Consider the following 20,243-nt stretch of genomic DNA (forward strand, 5'->3'; position numbering starts at 1 on the left):
TTTTCGGTCATCGGACTCACTTCCCCACCCCGGCGTCGGCGACTTCGGCGTATTTGCCAAGCTCCGAGCGCACCTTAAGCATCGCGGTATACGTGCAATAGATATGTTTCGGTGTGCCTGGATTGGCTGTGACGAACTTACGAACGGCCTCTTCAAGATTCGTGTCGGTTTCCGCCACGTTTACACCTTCATATTCCAAGCGCAGCGCCATGTCCCAGGCACGCACGCCTGAAACCATCTTGACACCGGTGCCGCACAACGAAGTAAAATCAACGTCCCACAGCCAGCTCATGTCACGCCCGTCGGCATATTCGTCGTTGATCACGATCATGGTGTCGTGGCCAGCCGGCGTAAAGCTCGAAAGCGACATCCTGAAGCCCATCGGGTTCTTGACCAGCAGCAGCTCAACGGGGGCGCCGTCGACGTTGATGACCTCGCCACGGCCGAACGCCGGGGTGACATGCGAAAGTGCCCGCATCAGCCGCTCGTCGCGCGCCCTGGGCAGGGTGGTGTTCGCGTTTTTCATTTCCTCGGTGACAGCACGCACCACGGCGAGCGCCGCAGCCGCGTTGAACAGGTTATAGACGCCCTCCAGTTGGACTTTCGTCTCGAATTCGGCGTCATCCATCACAAATTCCGCCTCGTGATCGCCCACGCGGTTCAGCACCACGTCCGCAAGGCGATGAGATGCCAACGAATCAGACATGGCCGCAGAGGCCGAAACCGTTTCGCGCGCGTCAAGCTTAGGAATAACGCGGTTTCCCGCGGAATCAGTAGCGGTGTTGGAATCACTAGAAACAGCTTCCTGCGCTGATGCCCTGACACCATCACTACTTGCAAGAGGCGATGAAGCTTTTTCAGTTTGTTGCTGGAGGTTTCCGGCGGCGGAGATCTTGGCGATCCCATCATGATCAGCGTGTGAAACGGCTCCAGGAGCAACGGCACTGGCCAATGCCGTATTGACGCCCTTCACCTTCCCGGCCGCCTTTTCTGCGGCTGACAAATCCCCGCATGCATATCATCGTCGGATGGGAAAAGCTTGCGCAACTCATCGGAAAGGCCGAAATAACGGACCTGCGTACCTTCCGGCACCACGTCCGCGAGCGCCGCGATTCGGCGGTCCTCACGGTTCAACACCACTGTCCCCGTCGTCGCCTCGGCAACTTTGCTCAGCAGCCGCGCGGTGTTGTCGATCTCGCCGAAACGGTCGAGTTGGTCGCGCATCACGTTCAGCAGCAAGGCGTAACGCGGTTTGACCTGCTGGACGAAATGCACCGCATACGCCTCGTCAAGCTCCAGCACCGCGATGTCCGCGTCGAGCTTGCCGGAGGCTGAGACCTCGGTGAGCAACGCTGAAACGACCCCACGAGTGAAATTGGAACCGGTCGGGTTAGTGAATACCTTGAGATTCAGGTCTTTCAAGATCGAGGCAATCATGCGGGTGGTCGTGGTCTTGCCGTTCGTGCCGGAAACCAACACGACTCCGTAAGGCAACTGGCCCAGCGTTCGCACCAGGAACGTCGGATCGATTGTCTCGACGACCTTGCCCGGGAATGCACTACCGCCATGATGCAGCAGCCGCGAAAGCCCGCGAACCGCCTTGCCGATGGTCGGAGTAGCAAAGGCGTTCCACGGTTTGCGCAGCGTCGAAGCTTCGTCCGATATGCCGCTTTTCTTGTTGCCGTCCTGGCCGGTCTCATTGACGTTGTTCTGAGTATTCATGATTCACCGACTTTGCATAAACGACGGGTGTACCGGCTGAGACGACTGCGCTGATTGAACTATTCGACGGACGTTCATTTGCGATTTGCCAACCATCAGACCCCCTGGTTGTAGTCCTGCGGCATATCCTGGAAGCGCGAGACGTCGCCGCGGAAGGCGAGCGGGTACGTGCCAGTCTTGCCGTTGCGGTGCTTCGCGAGGATGATGTCGGCCTCGCCCGGCCTGTCCTCTTCGTTGTAGAAATCGGGACGATGGACGAGGAAGACCACGTCGGCATCCTGCTCGATGGAGCCGGATTCACGCAAATCGGCGAGTTGAGGTTTCTTGTCGTTACGCATTTCGGGGCCACGGTTGAGCTGAGACAGCGCGACCACTGGAACTTCAAGTTCCTTGGCCAGCAGCTTCAGCGCACGCGAGAAACCTGAAACCTCTTGCTGACGGCTCTCCTCCTGCTTGCCTGAGCTCATGAGCTGCAGGTAATCGATGATAACGAGCTTCAGATCATTGGTCTGCTTCAAGCGGCGGCACTTCGCACGAATCTCCATCAGGCTCATGTTCGGGCTGTCGTCGAGGAACAACGGCGCATTCTGCATCGCCGTCCAGAAGTCGTTGAGCGTATTCCAGCGCTCCGGGGTCAGGCTATCGTTGTCCGCACGACGCAGAGCAACCAGAGGGATACCGGTTTCGGCGGAGATGATACGCTGTGCGAGCTCGGTTTTGCTCATCTCGAGCGAGAAAATGACGGTGGTCAGATTGTTGTGCAGTGCAGCGGAACGCGCGAAATCCACGCCCAACGTGGACTTGCCCATAGCTGGACGGCCGGCGACCACAATCATCTGGCCGGGCTGCAGACCTTGCGTCTCATCGTCAATACCCTTGAAGCCTGTCGGCACGCCCTTTTCGATGGTGCCGTTCTGGAGGGCGTCGAGCTGGTCGAGCGCATCATGAACCACTGGGCCGATGGCCTCGTAGTCCTGGCGCACCTTGCCCACGCTCATCTCGTAGACCTCGGACTGAGCCAGGTTCACCACATCTTCGGCCTGCGAGCCTTCAGCGGAATAACCGAGCTGGGCGATTTTCGTGCCGGCGGCGATGACATTGCGCAGGATGGCACGCTGGTGGACGATTTCGGCATAATACGTGGCGTTGGCTGCGGTCGGCACTGCGGCCACCAGGCTGTGCAGATAATCGGCGCCGCCCACTTTTTCAAGGTCGCCGTCTTTGAGCAGCGCGTTGGCGACAAGCACCGCGTCAACCGGTTCAGAGGCGGAGAACAGGGTGATGATTGCCTCATAGATGGTTTGGTGCTTGGGCTGGTAGAAATCGGAGACGTCGATCATCTGCGAGACCTCGCCGATGGCATCCTTGCTCATCAGCATGCCGCCCAACACGGCCATTTCCGCGTCATCGTCATGCGGCGGCACGCGATCGAACAACGTCGCATTGGCTGCCGAAGTATCGCTGTTGAACTTGTCCAAGCCAAAATCGCCGCCCGAACGCGAGCGCGAAGAGTCCCAAGAATTTCCGTCTGCCATGCCGCCTAGCTTAACCAATTCCTCGTAAAAAATCAGTATTTTGCGCGCTCTTCCTCCGAAAGCTCTACAAGCATGCGGTGATGATGTCCTCTTCGGATTCGAAAGTCGAATGCGACACGCACGGGCTATTGCATGTGGACAAGAAAATAAGTTATCCACATTCAAGGCGTGTCACTGGGGACAATACACAAAGTTATCCACACCATGGGGATAACTCAGTGCATAATATGGGGATAGAGCAATCCTAATCAACCTTCGATTTGCCTATTCCGCTACCCTGTGATACATCGCTCGTCTGCTCAAAAATCGGGCTTGCCCATTACTGCCACATACTGATTTTTGCGACAAAGAAAATCTCCCCACCGGAATATCCGGCAGGGAGATCATGTGAACAGTTACGGCCTATCGATTTCAGTCGAAATCGGCTCCGAGGGCGGCGAGCTTGCCGCGGAAGTCGGCGTAACCACGATCGATCAGGCTGATGCCCTGCACGTTCGACGGGCCGTTGGCCGCGAGCGCCGCGATGAGGTGGCTGAAGCCGCCGCGCAGGTCCGGCACATCGATATCGCGGCCTTCGAGCGGCGTGGGCCCGAAGATGACGGCAGAATGCTTGTAGTTACGCTGTTGGAAGCGGCACGGCAGGCTGCCAAGGCACTCACGGTAAAGCTGGATGGTGGCGCCCATCTGCACCAGCGGCTTGGTGAAGCCGAAACGGTTCTCGTAAACGGTCTCGTGCACGATCGACAGGCCGTTGGCCTGGGTCAGTGCGACGACTAGCGGCTGCTGCCAGTCGGTCATGAAGCCGGGATGCACGTCGGTCTCGATGGCCACGGGCTTCAAATCCCCGCCCGGATGCCAGAAACGGATGCCTTCGTCGGTAACGTTGAACTCGCCGCCAATCTTGCGATAGACGTTGAGGAAGGTCATCATCTCGGGCTGCGTGGCGCCCTTGACGAAAATGTCGCCGTGCGTGGCGAGCGCAGCCGAAGCCCAAGAAGCGGCCTCGATACGGTCGGTCAGCGCGGTATGAGTGAAGCCTTTGAGCTCCTTGACGCCCTCGATACGGAAAGTACGGTCGACATCGACGGAAATAATGGCACCCATCTTCTGCAGAACCGCGACCAGATCCATAATCTCAGGTTCGGTGGCCGCACCGGAAAGCTCCGTCTTGCCCTCGGCCTGAACGGCGGCCAGAAGCGTCTGCTCGGTCGCTCCAACGGATGGATACGGGAGGTGGATCTTCGCGCCATGCAGGCCGTTGGGAGCGGTGATGTGGATGCCGTCCTGATGTTCCTTATCGACATTGGCACCGAGTTTGCGCAGGGTCTCCAGATGGAAGTCAATCGGTCGTCCGCCGATATTGCATCCGCCCAGTTGCGGGATGAACGCCTCGCCCAAACGGTGCAGCAGCGGGCCGGAGAACAGAATCGGAATGCGGGAGGAGCCGGAAAGCGTATCAACGTCGGCCACATCGGCGAGCTGAACGTTGGTCGCGTCAATCTTCAATGTGCCCTTGTCGTCATCCCAGTCGACAGTTGCGCCATGCAGACGCAACAGGTCGGAGACAACGTGGACGTCGCGAATCTCAGGAACGTTTTTGAGCACGGAGACACCGGGCGCAAGCAGAGCCGCGACCATTGCCTTGCTTACGAAATTCTTGGCGCCGCGCACCTTGATGGTTCCGTTGAGCGGTTTGCCGCCTTCGACGTGCAGGACATCTTGTGTAGTATCTGCCAAAATCAACCTCTTTCGTCGGCTCTCTATTAAGCGAGCTTACTACTACATAGTGTGCCACAGCGGTTGTGGTGGCTCGGTGAAGCATCCACGAAAATGCGCCCGAAGCCGAACGGATTCGCTGCAACTGCGCAATTTGACCCGGCAAAATGGTGTAAAACCGCCATTCAGAGCGATTGTTCAGTCATTACTATTACTGTCTCATTTTTGACGATATGTTTCATGACAAACAACATGCGCTCGTCCACTTCGCGGGCTCTGGCATTGTCTAATAAACCCAAGATAGACAGCAATTGAGCAATCATCAAGCGACGTTTCCGTTTTAGTCATTCCAAAACCAAACACCATCTGTTCTTCAGCGTCAAGGGTCAGAGATTCGGGATACGATGATGTATCAATCTGTAATGATCAGCAGTCAAACACGAACCGCCAGAGATTGAAGTGAAACTCGATGCAATCGCATCGGGCCAACGTCAATGTCAGTGAAAGGACATCGCATGAAAGGCATCGTCTACACACAATTCGGAGCGCCCAAAGAGGCTCTGCACGTCGAGGAAGTCGACAAGCCGACGATTGAGGACAACCAGGTCCTGGTGAATGTCAAGGCTTCATCGCTGAATCTCGCGGATTACATGCGGTTCATCGAGCCGGTGATGGGCAAGGAAATGAGCCCGATGATGCGCAATATGGACGAGAACGTCATCCATGCGCTGGGCAAGGTGCTCGGCGTCGATGTCGCCGGCGTGGTCGAGGAAGTCGGCAACAAGGTCACCGATGTGAAGCCGGGAGACGAAGTGTTCGGCGCTACCCCGATGCTCATCGGCGCATGGGCGGAATACACAGTCATCAACGACGGCGATCTTTACCTGAAACCGACGAATCTGAGCTTTGAGGAAGCGGCAACGTTGCCGGCAGCCGCGCAGGTTGCGTTGAGCGAGGTTCGTCTGGCGGACATCAAGCCCGGGCAAAACGTGCTCGTCAACGGCGCCACCGGCGGAGTCGGACTGTTCACCTTGCAGATCGCCAAGGCGTTTGGCGCAACGGTGACCGCGGTATGCAGCACTCACAACGTTGATCTCGTGCGTTCGTTCGGCGCCGACAAGGTGATCGATTACACCAAAGAGGACTTCACAAAATCCAGCGATCGCTATGATTGCATCCTCGCCGTCAATGGCTATGCGACGCTCGAGCAGTACCGCGACTTGCTTGCTGACGGCGGCGTCTACGTTCCCGTCGGCGGCATGCAGCAAACCGGCGAAGCCAACCAGCGTGGCAAGGAATGCTTCGAAGGCACCGGCAAATCGTTGCGCAGCATCGGGTTCGCGCAGATGAAGAAGGAATACCCCTACATCAAGGAGCTCGCCGAAAACAAGGCCATCACGCCCGTCATTGACAGGACCTTCGCCATCACCGACATCGCCGAAGCCATCGAATTCGCGGTGAACCACCATCCGCAGGGCAAGATTGCGCTGAGCTACAACTTCTAAACCTTTCAACATATAGTTGAATATGATTGAGCCCTTATCCTGATGAATAATCAGAGTAAGGACTCAGTTTTTATATCCGAATTGAAAATCTATCTACGCCTTTAACGGTCCGGAACGGCAATTATTGTCCGTTCCTTTACGGGAACGGCCTCAATGCTTTGTTACCTCGCTCCAGAATCGCAAGGTAACGCAGGACCTACGCGTAGCCCACAGGGCTACACGCTTAACGGTCCTGTTCCTGTAATTATTGACCGTTTCCTCCGGAAACGGGCTCAATGCTTTGTGGTTCCGCTCGAGAATCGCGGAACCACGCAGGACCTACGCGTAGCCCACAGGGCTACGCGCTTAACGGTCCTGCCCAATACTGTCATCAACCGGGCGCGCGGAGGAAACAGGCTCTTCAGGGGCATGCTTGGCGGGCAGCGTCTTGGGCTTGAACGGGAAGCGCTGGGCGCGCATCTTTTCGTAGTCGGCGATGGCGTCCTCATGCTGCAGCGTCAAGTCGATGTCGTCGTAGCCGTTCATCAGGCGCCAACGCGTGTAATCGTTGACTTCAAAGGGCAGAGTGACATCGCCGCAGGTCACAGTGCGTTCCTTCAGATCAACGGTCATCTCACGACCAGGCTCCTCTTCCAGAAGCTTCCACAGCAGTTCAACGCTTTCCTGCGGCATAATGGCGGCCAGCACGCCGTTCTTGGCGGTGTTGCCATAGAAGATGTCCGCGAAGCGCGGGCTGATGATAACGCGGAAGCCGTAGTCGCGCAGCGCCCAAACCGCGTGCTCACGCGACGAGCCGATGCCGAAATCAGGACCAGCGACCAGAATCTTGCCCTTGTTCTGGTACTCGGGCTTGTTCAGAATGAAGTCCGGGTCGCGTCGCCACGCATAAAACAGTGCGTCCTCAAAGCCAGTCTTAGTGACGCGTTTCAAAAAGACCGCCGGAATAATCTGGTCGGTGTCGACGTTCGAACGCCGAAGCGGGACGCCAACGCCGGTGACCTGCGTAAGTTTCTCCATAATGTTTCTTCCTTATATACCTAATGTCTTCAACAGCCGAATCGAATCGGCGAAAAACCGTTCAACGTGTCTATCTGCTACTTTTACCAACTCAACAGCAATAAGTAAATGCCTTACAGCATTGAACTTGCTCACTTATCGTTTTCGCATGACCACTTTGAGTATGTGCGTAAAAGCAACAGACGTTGATTACAAGTCGACGGGGCTGGAAATCGTGCCGCGAATGGCGGTGGCGGCAGCGACCAGCGGCGAGGCCAGGTGCGTGCGCCCACCCTTGCCTTGACGGCCTTCGAAGTTACGGTTCGAGGTCGATACCGAACGTTCGCCGGGAACCAGCTTGTCCGGGTTCATTCCCAGGCACATCGAGCAACCGGCGTTGCGCCATTCCGCACCGAAGTCCTTGAAGATCTTGTCAAGCCCTTCATCCTCGGCCTGCAAACGGGCTCGGGACGAAGCCGGGACGACCAGCACGCGATGGATGGAATCAGCCTTGTGATGGCCCTTCATAACGGATGCGGCGGCGCGCAAATCCTCGATGCGGCCGTTGGTGCAGGAGCCAATGAAAACGGTATCTACCGGAATCGATTTGATTGGCGTTCCGGGCTTCAAGCCCATATATTCGAGCGCGGATTGCGTGGCCTGACGCTGCTCGGCGTCGGCGATATTGGCCGGATCCGGCACATCGTCGGTAATCGGAGCGCCCTGGCCGGGGTTGGTGCCCCAGGTGACGTAAGGCGAAAGATCAGCAGCGTTGATGGTGACTTCCTTATCGAAAGTCGCGTCATCGTCGGTTTTGAGCGTCTTCCAATAGGCCACGGCCTTGTCCCACATCTCGCCGGTCGGCGCGTAGGGACGGCCCTTCAGGTACTCGAAGGTGGTCTCGTCAGGGGCAATCATGCCCGCGCGGGCGCCAGCCTCAATGGACATATTGCAGATGGTCATACGCGCGTCCATGGAGAGCGAACGGATCGCAGAACCGCGATATTCGATGACGTGGCCCTGCCCGCCGCCGATGCCGATCTTGGCGATGATGGCCAAAATGATGTCCTTCGCAGTCACGCCTTTCGGCAGTTCGCCTTCAACGTTGACGGCCATGGTCTTGAACGGCTTCAGCGACAAGGTCTGCGTAGCCATGACGTGCTCGACCTCGGAGGTACCGATGCCGAACGCGAGTGCGCCGAACGCACCGTGCGTGGAGGTGTGCGAATCACCGCAGACGATGGTCATGCCTGGCTGCGTCAGGCCGAGATTCGGCGCGAAGGCGTGAACGATGCCCTGATCGGCGTCACCCAACGGATGCAGCAGCACTCCGAATTCCTTGCAGTTCTTCTCCAGCGTGCTCAGCTGCTTGGCGGAAGTCTCGTCCGGATTGGGCTTGTCGATGTCGACCGTAGGCGTGTTGTGGTCTTCGGTGGCGATCAAGAGGTCGGTGTGGCGAGGCTTACGTCCGGCCAGTCGCAGGCCTTCGAACGCTTGCGGACTGGTGACCTCGTGCATGAGCATGAGGTCGATATACAGCAGATCCGGAGCGCCCTCTTTACCTTGATACACCAGGTGATCGGCCCAGACTTTTTCAGCCAATGTGCTCGCCATACGACCTCCTATCGTCGGTTTTCGGGCCGTCTCCCGTCAATACTTCGTCCACACGGATTTTTGTGGTGATGTGTATTTCTGAGTATCGGCGTTTGTCAACAATATGGACATCTTTGTTTCATATCGTGAGATAAATAAGGTGATAGACCCCACTGTATAATATTCATGTATGGACTCATCATCAAAGGATCCCCAAGCGGCGCGGGTCTCAAGCGCGCCCCAAGCAACCGGCAATACTGCCCAAACCTCAAGTCGTGCCCCTATTCACGACGAGATTCATTCCGGCGTCGGCGTCCTTGATAAGACAGTCAAGATTCTTGAGGCCCTGGAAAGTGGGCCTTCCACACTGGGCCAACTCGTTGCAGCCACAGGGCTTGCACGTCCTACCGCGCATCGCCTGGCCATTGCGCTGGAACGTCATCGTTTCGTCCTTCGCGACCAGCATGGCCGCTTTATTCTAGGTTCGAGGTTCGCCGAACTGGCCACTGCCGCCGGCGAAGACCGCTTGCTGACAGCCGCCGGGCCAATCCTTCAAACGCTTTTGGACCGCACCGGAGAATCCGCACAGATTTACCGCCGCCAAGGTGACCAACGTGTCTGCATCGCTGCCGTTGAGCGGGCCAGCGGGCTGCATGATTCCATTCCCGTCGGCGCCATGCTTTCGATGCAGGCCGGCAGTGCCGCACAGATTCTCGTCGCTTGGGAGGATTCCGAGCGACTTCACCAGGGCCTGCGCCACGCCAAGTTCACGACTTCCACGTTGGCAACCGTCCGTCGACGCGGATGGGCCGATTCAGTGAACGAACGCGAGGAAGGCGTCTGCTCAGTCTCTGCACCAATCCGCAACTCCTCCGGCCAAGTCATCGCTGCCATTTCCATCTCCGGCCCTTCCGGCCGTATGGGCCCCTCACCCGGCCGTCGTTACGCCCCGTACGTCATGGCCGGCGGTAAGTATCTGTCCGATGCCCTGATGAAGGCCAGCGCCGGCAGATAAGCACTGTCTAATAACAGGCGGCGGGCCGCTCCCGATTACTCTGGGAGTGGCCCGCCGTCTGTTTATATCAACTCAAATATCACTGCATATCATATTCCGAAACAGTATCGTCCTGATCGTCACGACGCGTGCTGCGATAGTACATAATTCCCAACACAACGGTGGCAACAGCGAGAATCAAGTCAACCAAAATCCACCAATCGAAGTGGGACTTCGGCGCTACGTACTGCTGAGGAGACGACAATACCGAGCACATCGGCAGATCCGACGAGGAAGCAGGTTCAACCCATTTACTCATGGTGGCGTAATGACCATTGTCCATCTTGCAGATGCGTTTTCCGGATTCCTTCTTCGGAGTCTTGATAGTGTCACCATCACTAGTGGAATCATTCTGCGGAGCACCTTGCGTGCTGTTCTGTGCACCGATCACGGGAGCGGGAAGAATCTTCGGACGCTGCACCACGACACGGTTCACCGTCGCAGGCTGAGCCGGCAGGCTGGGCGCAGAAACGTAATAGTAATGATTGACGGTCTGCGTAGGTTGCGACGTCGGAGCGGGCACGGCAGGTTGCGCAGGCGTGGCGGGTTGAGCCGATGCCACAGGCTGCGGCTGCGTGCTGCTCTGATGGTGCTGGACGGTTTGGTGTTCCTGGCCGTTTTCATGGCTCTGGTTATGGTGCTGGTCCTGACCATTCTCATGGTTCACGTTACCGTGCTGATTCTGACCATTTCCATGGTTCTGGTCACCATGCTGATTCTGACTATTCTCATGGCTGTGGTCTGCCTGATGGCCCTGACCACTGTTATTGCTTGCAGACTGGTGATCGTGGACGTGCTCGATAACCACTTTCTGCGGTTTCTCCAGTCCGGAGAGTGCAGCGAGCAAGGTGTTTTGAGCAACGTTGACGTCTTTTTGAGTGGCGTCGTCATTGCCGAGCACGTCCTGAGCGGCGGACAACGCCGGAGACAAGGCGTTCCAGGACTCAGCAGTGTAATCGGCCTGATGCACAGCGGCAGCCTTGTTGACCAGCACGGTAAGTCCGCTCATATCGGCCTTGCGCTCAAGCCCGTTGATGGCACGCTTCAACGCCTTGACGGCAGAGTTCACATCGCTGCCCGTCGCATCAACATTGGCGTTCACAGCATCGGCCTGCTTGACCGCTTCAGAAAGTTGCGACCACGTCGAGGGACGGTAATCGTCTTGGTGCTTGGCGTTAGCCATGTCCAACAGTGTGGTCAGAGCCAGCTTGTTCGGCATCAGTTCCAGTCCGTTGCGCGCTGAGGTCAAATCCTTCAAGGCATTGTCGATCGCGGTCTGGCTTGCGCTGGCATCGTCGAGCGCCTTGTTCGCTGCAGTCAATGCTTCGTCGAAGGGGGACCATGTCGAAGACACGTAATCCTTCTGCACCAAGTTCGAGTCGTTGACGACCTCGTCGTTCAATGCGCTGCCATCTCGCACCCGAGTCCACTGCGAAGCGACGGTCGTGCTCTCGTTCTCAGGAATCATCTGGGCACCAACGGCGTAAGAAGCGTTGGAAGAGGTGTCCTTCCAACCCGCATACGCATAGTCATAGGAGGCGCGGTCACCGTTGGCGTAACGAAGCCTTGTGGGACCAGCAGGCAAGGTCACCGGAACGAAACGCTCAACCTTGACGGGAGCACCACTCGTCTGCGGCACGCTTGCCGAATAGCCATGGCTGCGCAAGGTGACATCGTTGCCGTCAACCTTGTGATTCTTGTCAGGAACCGAAACGGTGGCGGTGACGTCACGATAGCGTTCCCATACGAAGGTCTCGGACTGATTACGCGGGTTCTGGTTGATGGCGTCCTGCAGATTCGGGGCGTCATATTCGGTGATTGAACCATTATTGGCAATCGGCGAGTCGACCACCAGAGCCCACTTGCCCGTGTAGCCGTTTTGCTCACGGCCGCCGTTCGCCTGTTGAAGGCCATTGATCTGCGTGCGATACGTTAAAGGCGAGCCGGGCGCAGCCGTCGAGCCGACCGTAAATTCCCGGAGCGTCGACGGCAGGCTGACACCAAGGCCGCCCTGCACATTGACCGTCTTCCATTTGGTCAGGTCAAGCGAAGTCAAAGCAGTTTTGGTGAAAATGCCGCTCATGCTCATCACCTGGCTGACATCAAAGTTCTCAATGCCTTTGATGGTATTCAGCAGGGACGAACCGGTGAACATGGAGCTCATATCGGTGACATGCGAAGTGTCGAAGCCGGAAAGATCCAAAGAACTCACGGCTACGGTGTCGAACGCGTAGGCCAAATCGGTCAGTTTCGGGGTCTTGAAATTCTGCAGGCCTCGGATGGACTCCAGATGAGTGTTAACCAGGAACATGGAACGCATAGTCGTGACGTTCCTAGTATCAAAACTCGAAAGGTCCAAGGAACTGTAATGGCCGCTGTAGAACATTGCGGACATGTCAGTGACCTTCGAGGTATTAAAATCGGTCAGACCATCAATGGTGGATAGTCCTTTAGTACCCGCCGCACTCTGGTTGTCGGCGAACATATAGCCCATATCCGTCACGTTCGAGGTATCAAAACCAGAAACATCCAAGGAGCGTAATGCCCAATCGGACGAGAACATGGCGTGCATCTTGGTCACTGCGGAAGTGTCGACGAAACCGTTGGACGCGAAGCTTTTGAACCCACCGTTATTTTTGTAGCCTTGAAATAGCCGGCGCTGACATTGTTCAGCTTCGTCTTGTTCGGGCCCTGAAACACAATATGGTCGATATTAGAATCGACGTGGCCGCCCGAAATGACATTGGCATCATTAGGCATGGCATCATTACCAGAGGCATCGGCCGCGATGGTCAATGTGCATTCGCCGGATTTGTCTACTGTCTTCATCCAACCGGCATGCCCGCCTTGCGCCGGCGCCGAACCAAGGCATCCACTGCGAGTAAGCACGCCTGCGGGCTTGGCAACCATGCTTGTCTCGCTCGCAGAAGCGGTAACTGGGGCCGCTATCATAGCAGCTGCGACCAGCACACCAACAACTATGTTTTTCTTCATCTCACTTTTCCTTACCAACATCCTGATTCAAACCACAGAAACACAGCAAAACGCAGCTACAAACCCATGAAGCTACTTCGCTTGCGAATGACACTTTAATGCCGGCGTTAACCGTTATTCCTTGACCACATCAAAAAGAAACATCAAACGATAATTAGAACTATGTTTTATTAGATATATCACTATGATTTAGTTAACTATTGTCAAAAAGAGTTGAAAAATATATAAAATTACGCGAGAAAATGCAATTTTTCGAAATTTTTTAAAATTCTGCTCTCAGCAATATATATCGTTTGACATAGGGTTTCCAATCGGATAGTTTGTAACAAACATGAAACGATTGACGTATTGGAAATCACAGGAACTCGACCCTAATCATCAGCGGACCTAGCATGCAACAGCGAAAAACACAATAGCTGGCACCGACCATCACCTGGCACCAGCTACTTATCGAAAATAAGTCCCCTCAGCCGCTACTTCTTCAAATGCATCTTGCGTAGAATCTGAGCCAGAAGGCGGGGACGGCGCAGAAGATTCGTGCCCTCTTTTGCGGCATCAGGAGTGCCATTGAGCGCGTATGTATAAGGCTTGTTGGAGCTTGACTTGCCCACCAGATCACCGAACTCGAGCAGCTGGGTGCGCGGTTGATAGGGGTGACGGATATCGAATTCAATCAGGCGCGCGGCGCGCTGGGCCGGAGCGGGACCGTAGGAACCGAACCCGCAGGTCGGCGTGGCGGCAAGCATCAGACCATCAGTGGTGCCAACGAAACGGTTGCGGTGGTCGTGGCCGGCGAGCAATGCGAAATAGCCGTCGGTCGACTTTAAAATATCGAATTCACCGGTATCGGTGTCGGGGCAACTGACGCCCTCCCCCAGAAAACTGCCCGGCAACGTCTTGCTCTCATCAATCACGTAATTGTGGCCGGCGAACGTGCGATAGCCTTCGACTGCATGTGCAGCAGTGGCGGGCACTTCCTTGAGCAAGTCGTAGTACTGCGGCACCGGAATATGCTGGAATACCATCGATTTGGCGCCGATCAAATCCGGCACGGCCTTCAGAAAGTCGAGCGCACGCGGGCTGGGAGCCCCGTATCCGCCGAGCTTGCCATAATCGCCGGAATTGAACAGCACCAGGCCAAACACATTATCGCCTTTGTGGTCTTCGCTGACCGGCAACGCGAATGTGCCCGGTTCACAAGGATAGATGTATTGGTCCGGCAGACCGCTGCCGGGCTGCTTACGCGGGCGATCGGAACGTTTAATGGTGGGTTCCGGGTTCAGGCAACCCGGGAATTCGCGGTAGATCTCATCAAGCTCGACGTTGGAAAGCCCACACTGAAAATCATGGTTGCCATAGGTGACGGCCCACGGAATCTTGCGCTCGATCAGCGGCGAGACGAACTGCGAAATCTCCTGCCGTACCAGTTCACGAGTGTGCTCAAGCTCGGTATCGCGCTGGTTCGTGGCCGCCGTGCCCATCGACCACTTCTGCGGCGTCCATGTGCGCTTACGGAAGGTCTTGGCGTAGGCCTTGTCGTACCCGGCAATCTGATTACCCGGGAAAATCACGATATCCGGACGCGAGCTGTCGACCGCAGCCTCGATAAGCCTGATGGTGTCGGCATTGACTTTCGGACCGTCCTGAATATCGGCCAAGACCAGAACGCGGAACTTGCCGGAATCGTGGAACTGCAAACGACCAAGACGGGCCGAGACGGACACCGGACGGGTGTCGCCCGGATGGACCGGTTGGATGCGCGGCTTGGACTCAAAATCCGTGGAATCCTTGGCCACATGCGTAAGTTCAGTCATCGCTCAACCTTTTCCTTAGCGCTAGCACCTGTTACCTTTCATCACCATACATCAGCACGGCGGCCTCGTCACCTTTCAGCAACGCGTCTCGTGCAGCGACATCGCGTTGCATCACGACCGAATCAAGCAACAAAAAAGCCCCGCAACCGAAGCTGCGAGGCTTTCTGCATCTTTGCTGGGGTACCTGGACTCGAACCAAGAACAACTGAACCAGAATCAGCCGTGTTGCCAATTACACCATACCCCAATTGGCTTGGTGCTGTAGCCGATTAGCAACTATAGCACTTCGTACCTCCAATCGGATTTGAACCGATGTTGGCGCCGTGAGAGGGCGTAGTCCTAGACCGCTAGACGATGGAGGCCAACTTATATGCTGCCCTTCCCAAGGCAACAAACCAGTAGTCTATAGGAAAGCACGAACGAACGCAACCCGGCGTGTTGCTCTCAGCGTATTAGCCGGCCAACGACAGACAAAAACAGCACCCCGCTTCAAGAGCTTCGAGACATACACGAAGATGGCCATGAGTCTCACTCTTACCCTCAATACGGCAAGTCCAGACTCACTCCGTATCCTCAGAATTTAGTAAAAAGTTCGACGGCATGTGTATATTTGTATTGTTATTAATTTTTACTACTGCGTAATTGGGTACGTAGCAGTAGATTCAAAAGAGGTTTGGTACCATGGATGTTTTCAAAGCTATCGTTGCGTTCGCATTGTGTATTACAACAACAAATATCGCCCCCCGCAATACATGACAAAATATTAAATTCCCTATCCTCCGTCACATCTGCCTCACCAAATCCCGCACTGTCGCGTTACCACCCTTCATCTTCCAACACTCCCGCAGTCCATCCCGATTCCCAACGGGCTTCCAGTTCCCCTCACGGTATCCATTTTTCACGTTCCTCGAAGATCTTCAGCGCTGCACCCTCCCATCAAATGCACACCGTTTCGCAGGCCAGCATCAACCGATCCAAAGGCACCACCCTTATCCCATCGCCACAGTCCAACCCTGAGCATGAGCCGATAGTCGGCCCGCAAGCCACCTGCTCACCGACCTCGGGAAATCTGGGTACGCCTTACGGTGCCTATTTCCCTGGTCAGGACCTCAGCACAGTCAGTTGGTCGTTAGACAGTGACTGCACCATGCACCTCTCCGGTGGCACCACATCAACTGTTTTGTATACTTACGGTCCGTGGAGCAACGCTATCAGGACTTCTATTCGCGCAGTAAGTATTGAAGGGAACCTCACCATCACCGGCAGCGACATGTTCCGTGAGTGTTCGAATATGTCATCGTTTAAGGTAGCGCCTGGCTACAAGGTCTACCTCGCCCGAAATAGCGGAAACACCATGTTCTACCAATGCCGCAGCTTGACATCACTGGACCTGAGCAGTTTCAACACTAGCTACACCGACGTCATGGCCAATATGTTCAGAGAATGCTCCCACTTGACATCACTGGACTTGAGCAGTTTCGATACCAGCAAAGTCAACAACTCAGCCTTCATGTTCTTCGGCTGTTACGAGCTGACGTCACTGGATCTGAGCAGTTTCGATACCAGAAGCAACGGCGTTATGAGCCAGATGTTCTCCTATTGCAGCAAGTTGCGCGCGGTGGCGTTAGGCCCGAACGCGAGCTTCCATGAAACCACTAACGGGTCGTGGCCTGATTTTCTTAATGGTGTTTCAGTGTCAACATGGGTGAAGGTTAACGCATTGGTTTCTGACCCGTGGGATTACACGCTCGCCAACCCCCAATGGAGCGGCACCACCAGTCAACTACAAACCCGAGCCGCTGGCAGTAACCCGGCAGGCGTGTACGTAGACCAAAAGTTGCTTCCTACTGGCGTGCGACTCATCGCCTATGCCAACGGCGGGTCGATGCCCGCCAACTGGACTACCCACGTCGACACCAGTCTCAGTGCACAAACCCTCACCATGCCCGCCACCGCTATCACCGACAACAAACCCGGTAGCCTCCTGAGCGGTTGGAACACCAGCCCCTACGGGTATGGCACCAGTTACACGCCCAACCAACAACTCACCATCGGCCAAGGTAACTCATACCCGGCGCGTACCATCACCGTGTACGCGCAATGGAAAACCTTGAACGCGCCGTCGATCACCACGCCGCCAGTACACGTGCCAGCCACCGGCGATCCAACCGTTGGCATGAGCGCGAAAGTGACCGACCACCTGGTCGGTGACAAGCTCCACCTGTGGGTCACGACCGGCAGCCAGTGGGATGCCACCCATACCTATACGACAGGCGAGAGCGACACCTACACGTGGCAGGACGCCTATCCTAGCCAGCTACGCAGCGACTGGGCCGACCAATACGATTTGAAGGCCACCCTCACCAGACAAGACCCTGCCACTGGGCGGGATGTGACAAGCGGCACTGCAGAGCTCAAGGTATACTGCCCTACGCCAGCATCAAGTTCGACGCGAACGGCGGGACGGGAGCGCCCACCGGCACCCTGTCCGGACTGGCGGACTCAAGCGACAACCTCAGTCGCATCACCATACCCACCGGTACCATCCCTTCTAAAGGCGCCAAGGACGTCTTCGCCGGATGGAGCCCGTCCGCCACCGCCACCAGCGCCGACACCAGCTATAACCCTGGGAGCCGCGCACCCGGCATCGCCAGCAGCCACACCACCACGTTGTATGCCGTCTGGCACCACGTCAACACACCCACCAACCTCAACTTCACCCGTGACCCCGCCACCAACCACATCACCCTCAGCGGCGACAGCCAACCATGGGCGGCCAACGACATCATCACCGCCTGCTACACCCCGACCACCGGCGGTACACCCACCTGCCAAGGGCCGGCTTCCACCAGCGCCACCGACGCCAGCGGAAGCCCCCTCCCTTACGACGGCGCCACCAGCCACCACTGGACCATCACCATCCCCACACCAGACGACCACGCCCTTGACAACGGCGGTCAATGGAACCTCACCGCCACACTCACGGCCCAAGACCCCTGGCGCGTCCCCGCCGGCAGCACCATCACCAGCGATCAAGCCCAAAATGGCCCCATCCGGCTGGCCGGCCTCTACGCCCACAACCTCCCACTCACCGGCGGGCAACCACAACACCTCGCCACGCTGCTTGCGGGCGGCCTCGGCGCGGCATTGATCCTGCTCGCCGCGGCCAGCAGCCTACGCAACCAACGCCGCAAGAACGCCCGCCACAGCAGATAGGCCAACGGTGTGGCGGCGCTCCGAACACGCAGCCGCCACACCGCCCAATATAGGAACCACATCCACACAACCAAAGACTTGCGGGACGATTCGAACGTCCGTCCCGTCTTAGAAGCGCGGACAGAAGACACATCCACGCCATAACCAACCAAAGACTTCCCGCCCGGCCTTAACACCCCCTGACGGGAACATATCGGGTGCCGGCACGGTAAACCAACAAACCCAAACCAACCTCCGTGCCGGTGCCCATCTACCTTTTCTAATCCGCAAGATGAAGTCATATGTCGTTCATCAAATTTCAATGAATGACACAAACTTCTAAAAATATTTAAGAAGTTTAGCGCATAGCTTCTTAAAAAATACAAGGCTCAAACGATACTAAAGAAGCCTCTATACACAGCAAAACAAAAGGGCTGCCCTTCTCAGGACAGCCCTTGTAACTATGAATCTTCCGATTAAGTTCAATCAGAAAATCCTATATGCGTTCTACAGATGCTCGCGCAGCCCCTTCAAGCGGGCGAGGGTCAGCGGCTTGCCGACGATCTCCATGGACTCGAAAAGCGGCGGGGAGACGCGGCGGCCGGACATAGCCACACGCACCGGGCCGAACGCCAGACGTGGCTTGAAACCGCCGTCTTCGACCAGCGCCTTGTTGAGCGTTTCATGGAGGTTGTCGGTCTTCCAGTCGGCTTCGTCTACGGCAGCGAGCGCTTCGATGGCCTTGTCAAGCACCTCGGGAGCGGAATCCTTGAGCGTCTTGCGCGCGTCATCCTCGGGCTCGATGTATTCGTCTTCGCTCAGAAGGCTTCCGGCCATACCGGCGACCTCGCCAAGCAGACGCACGCGCGGCTGAATCAGCGGCGCGGAATCGGTGAGAATCTGGCGTTCGCGGTCGGTCAGCTTATCCCACGAATCGGCGGAAACCACGCCGTCGCGGTGCAGGTACGGCACGGAACGGTTGAGGAAGTCCTGCGGCTCGAGCATGCGGATGTGCTCGGCGTTGATGGAGATGGCCTTGTCGATATCGAAGTGGGCCGGATTGGCCTTCACGTCGCGGATGTCGAACTTCTCGACCATCTCGTCCATGCTGAACACGTCGCGGTCGGGCGCGATCGACCAGCCGAGCAGCGCCAGATAGTTGAGCAGGCCTTCGGGAATGAAGCCGTTCTCACGATGCAGGAAAAGATTGGACTCCGGGTCACGCTTGGAGAGCTTCTTCTTGCCCTTGCCCATGACGTAGGGCATGTGGCCGAAGAGCGGCATCTCCTTGGCGACACCGAGCTCGATGAGGTAACGGTAGAGCACGACCTGACGGGGCGTGGAGCTCAGCAAATCCTCGCCGCGCAGCACGACGTTGATGCGCATCATCGCATCGTCGACCGGGTTGGTGAGCGTGTAGAGCGGATCGCCGTTCGGGCGCACGATAACATAATCGGGAACGCTACCGGCCTTGAACTCGATATGACCGCGGATGAGGTCGTCGAAGGCGATGTCTTCGTCAGGCATCTTGATGCGCAGCGCGGGCTTGCGGCCCTCGGCCTTGAACGCAGCCTTCTGCTCCTCAGTCAAGTTGCGGTCGTAGCCGTCGTAGCCGAACGCCTTGGGGCGGCCGGCAGCAACGTTGCGCGCCTCAATCTCTTCGGCGGTGGAATAGGATTCGTAGGCATAGCCGGCATCGAGCAGCTTCTGAGCCACGTCCTTATAGATGTCGCTGCGCTCGGACTGGCGGTACGGGCCGTCAGGGCCACCAACGTTGATGCCCTCGTCCCAATCGATGTTCAGCCAGTTCAGCGCATCAATGATCTGGTTGTAGCTTTCCTCGGTGTCGCGCACGTTGTCCGTGTCTTCGATGCGGAAGACGAAGGTGCCATGCGTATGACGCGCCTCCGCCCAGTTGAAGAGGGCGGTGCGTACCATGCCGACGTGCGGCGTGCCGGTGGGCGACGGGCAGAAGCGCACGCGAACGTCTTTGGGCAGTTCAGGTCTAGAATCAGTTGCGTTTTCAGTCATAGCCCCATTATGCCGCGCGAGTTTGACGGGAATACCGGTTATATAGCTTTAAAAACTGGTACGCTTCCCCGTCACGCCAGAAAAAGCG

10 protein-coding genes, 2 tRNA genes and 3 pseudogenes are annotated in these 20,243 nt (G+C 56.7%); 3 read left to right on the forward strand and 12 right to left on the reverse strand.

Annotation, left to right across the window (positions count from 1 at the left end; all coding sequences use genetic code 11):
- Positions 1-16: 16 nt before the first annotated feature.
- The 4 genes and pseudogenes from OZX57_RS07645 to murA form a co-directional block, all read right to left on the reverse strand.
- Positions 17-676, reverse strand: a pseudogene (locus tag OZX57_RS07645) (DUF1727 domain-containing protein); the annotation flags it as partial.
- 338 nt (positions 677-1,014) lie between these two features.
- Positions 1,015-1,722: pseudogene (locus OZX57_RS07650) on the reverse strand (Mur ligase family protein); the annotation flags it as partial.
- Between the two features lie 95 nt (positions 1,723-1,817).
- The gene (gene dnaB / locus OZX57_RS07655; protein WP_277162054.1) at positions 1,818-3,257 is read right to left on the reverse strand and encodes a replicative DNA helicase; all 1,440 of its coding nucleotides are present in this window, start codon (positions 3,255-3,257) and stop codon (positions 1,818-1,820) included.
- A gap of 411 nt (positions 3,258-3,668) precedes the next feature.
- Positions 3,669-4,994 carry a UDP-N-acetylglucosamine 1-carboxyvinyltransferase gene (murA, locus tag OZX57_RS07660; RefSeq protein ID WP_277162055.1) on the reverse strand — a complete coding sequence of 442 codons (1,326 nt, stop codon included), beginning with the start codon at positions 4,992-4,994 and terminating at the stop codon, positions 3,669-3,671.
- A gap of 494 nt (positions 4,995-5,488) precedes the next feature.
- Between murA and OZX57_RS07665 the strand changes: the two genes are divergently transcribed.
- Entirely contained in the window at positions 5,489-6,478 is a 990-nt protein-coding gene (locus OZX57_RS07665) for an NAD(P)-dependent alcohol dehydrogenase (RefSeq protein WP_277162056.1), read from the forward strand.
- Between the two features lie 345 nt (positions 6,479-6,823).
- Here the strand turns inward: OZX57_RS07665 and leuD are convergent, their stop codons facing one another.
- Both leuD and leuC read right to left on the reverse strand, forming a co-directional pair.
- Positions 6,824-7,495: a 3-isopropylmalate dehydratase small subunit gene (leuD, locus tag OZX57_RS07670; RefSeq protein WP_277162057.1), complete on the reverse strand. Its 672-nt coding sequence runs from the start codon at positions 7,493-7,495 to the stop codon at positions 6,824-6,826.
- Positions 7,496-7,684: 189 nt separating this feature from the next.
- On the reverse strand, positions 7,685-9,088 hold the full coding sequence (gene leuC / locus OZX57_RS07675) for a 3-isopropylmalate dehydratase large subunit (RefSeq protein ID WP_277162058.1): 1,404 nt from the start codon (positions 9,086-9,088) through the stop codon (positions 7,685-7,687).
- A gap of 271 nt (positions 9,089-9,359) precedes the next feature.
- On the opposite strand from leuC, the pseudogene OZX57_RS07680 reads away from it, so the two are divergent.
- Positions 9,360-10,082: pseudogene (locus tag OZX57_RS07680) on the forward strand (IclR family transcriptional regulator); the annotation flags it as partial.
- 79 nt (positions 10,083-10,161) lie between these two features.
- On the opposite strand, the gene OZX57_RS07685 reads toward OZX57_RS07680, so the two are convergent.
- From OZX57_RS07685 to OZX57_RS07705, 5 genes are all read right to left on the reverse strand, one after another.
- Positions 10,162-12,693 (reverse strand): BspA family leucine-rich repeat surface protein, encoded by a 2,532-nt coding sequence (locus OZX57_RS07685; protein WP_277162996.1) that lies wholly within the window; start codon positions 12,691-12,693, stop codon positions 10,162-10,164.
- A gap of 5 nt (positions 12,694-12,698) precedes the next feature.
- Positions 12,699-13,115, reverse strand: coding sequence for a hypothetical protein (locus OZX57_RS07690; RefSeq protein WP_277162060.1), 417 nt, complete (start codon positions 13,113-13,115; stop codon positions 12,699-12,701).
- 473 nt (positions 13,116-13,588) lie between these two features.
- Entirely contained in the window at positions 13,589-14,929 is a 1,341-nt protein-coding gene (locus OZX57_RS07695) for a metallophosphoesterase (protein ID WP_277162061.1), read from the reverse strand.
- Between the two features lie 175 nt (positions 14,930-15,104).
- Positions 15,105-15,176 (reverse strand) — tRNA-Gln (locus tag OZX57_RS07700).
- Between the two features lie 42 nt (positions 15,177-15,218).
- A tRNA-Glu gene (locus OZX57_RS07705) sits at positions 15,219-15,291 on the reverse strand.
- A 2,308-nt stretch (positions 15,292-17,599) separates the two neighbouring features.
- Here OZX57_RS07705 and OZX57_RS07710 point away from each other — a divergent pair.
- Positions 17,600-18,145 carry a hypothetical protein gene (locus tag OZX57_RS07710; protein ID WP_277162062.1) on the forward strand — a complete coding sequence of 182 codons (546 nt, stop codon included), beginning with the start codon at positions 17,600-17,602 and terminating at the stop codon, positions 18,143-18,145.
- Between the two features lie 486 nt (positions 18,146-18,631).
- Here OZX57_RS07710 and gltX read toward each other — a convergent pair whose 3' ends face one another.
- Positions 18,632-20,155 (reverse strand): glutamate--tRNA ligase, encoded by a 1,524-nt coding sequence (gene gltX / locus OZX57_RS07715; RefSeq protein WP_277162063.1) that lies wholly within the window; start codon positions 20,153-20,155, stop codon positions 18,632-18,634.
- Positions 20,156-20,243 lie beyond the last annotated feature (88 nt).

It is taken from the genome of Bifidobacterium sp. ESL0682, from assembly GCF_029392815.1.
Lineage (GTDB): Bacteria > Actinomycetota > Actinomycetes > Actinomycetales > Bifidobacteriaceae > Bifidobacterium.

What these genes read in the sequence shown, in the direction of transcription:
- dnaB (WP_277162054.1), bottom strand. Translation starts at nt 3,257, where the DNA reads ATGGCAGACGGAAATTCTTGGGACTCTTCGCGCTCGCGTTCGGGCGGC.
- OZX57_RS07665 (WP_277162056.1), top strand. Translation starts at nt 5,489, where the DNA reads ATGAAAGGCATCGTCTACACACAATTCGGAGCGCCCAAAGAGGCTCTG.
- leuD (WP_277162057.1), bottom strand. Translation starts at nt 7,495, where the DNA reads ATGGAGAAACTTACGCAGGTCACCGGCGTTGGCGTCCCGCTTCGGCGT.
- leuC (WP_277162058.1), bottom strand. Translation starts at nt 9,088, where the DNA reads ATGGCGAGCACATTGGCTGAAAAAGTCTGGGCCGATCACCTGGTGTAT.
- OZX57_RS07685 (WP_277162996.1), bottom strand. Translation starts at nt 12,693, where the DNA reads ATGCACGCCATGTTCTCGTCCGATTGGGCATTACGCTCCTTGGATGTT.
- OZX57_RS07690 (WP_277162060.1), bottom strand. Translation starts at nt 13,115, where the DNA reads ATGAAGAAAAACATAGTTGTTGGTGTGCTGGTCGCAGCTGCTATGATA.
- OZX57_RS07695 (WP_277162061.1), bottom strand. Translation starts at nt 14,929, where the DNA reads ATGACTGAACTTACGCATGTGGCCAAGGATTCCACGGATTTTGAGTCC.
- gltX (WP_277162063.1), bottom strand. Translation starts at nt 20,155, where the DNA reads ATGACTGAAAACGCAACTGATTCTAGACCTGAACTGCCCAAAGACGTT.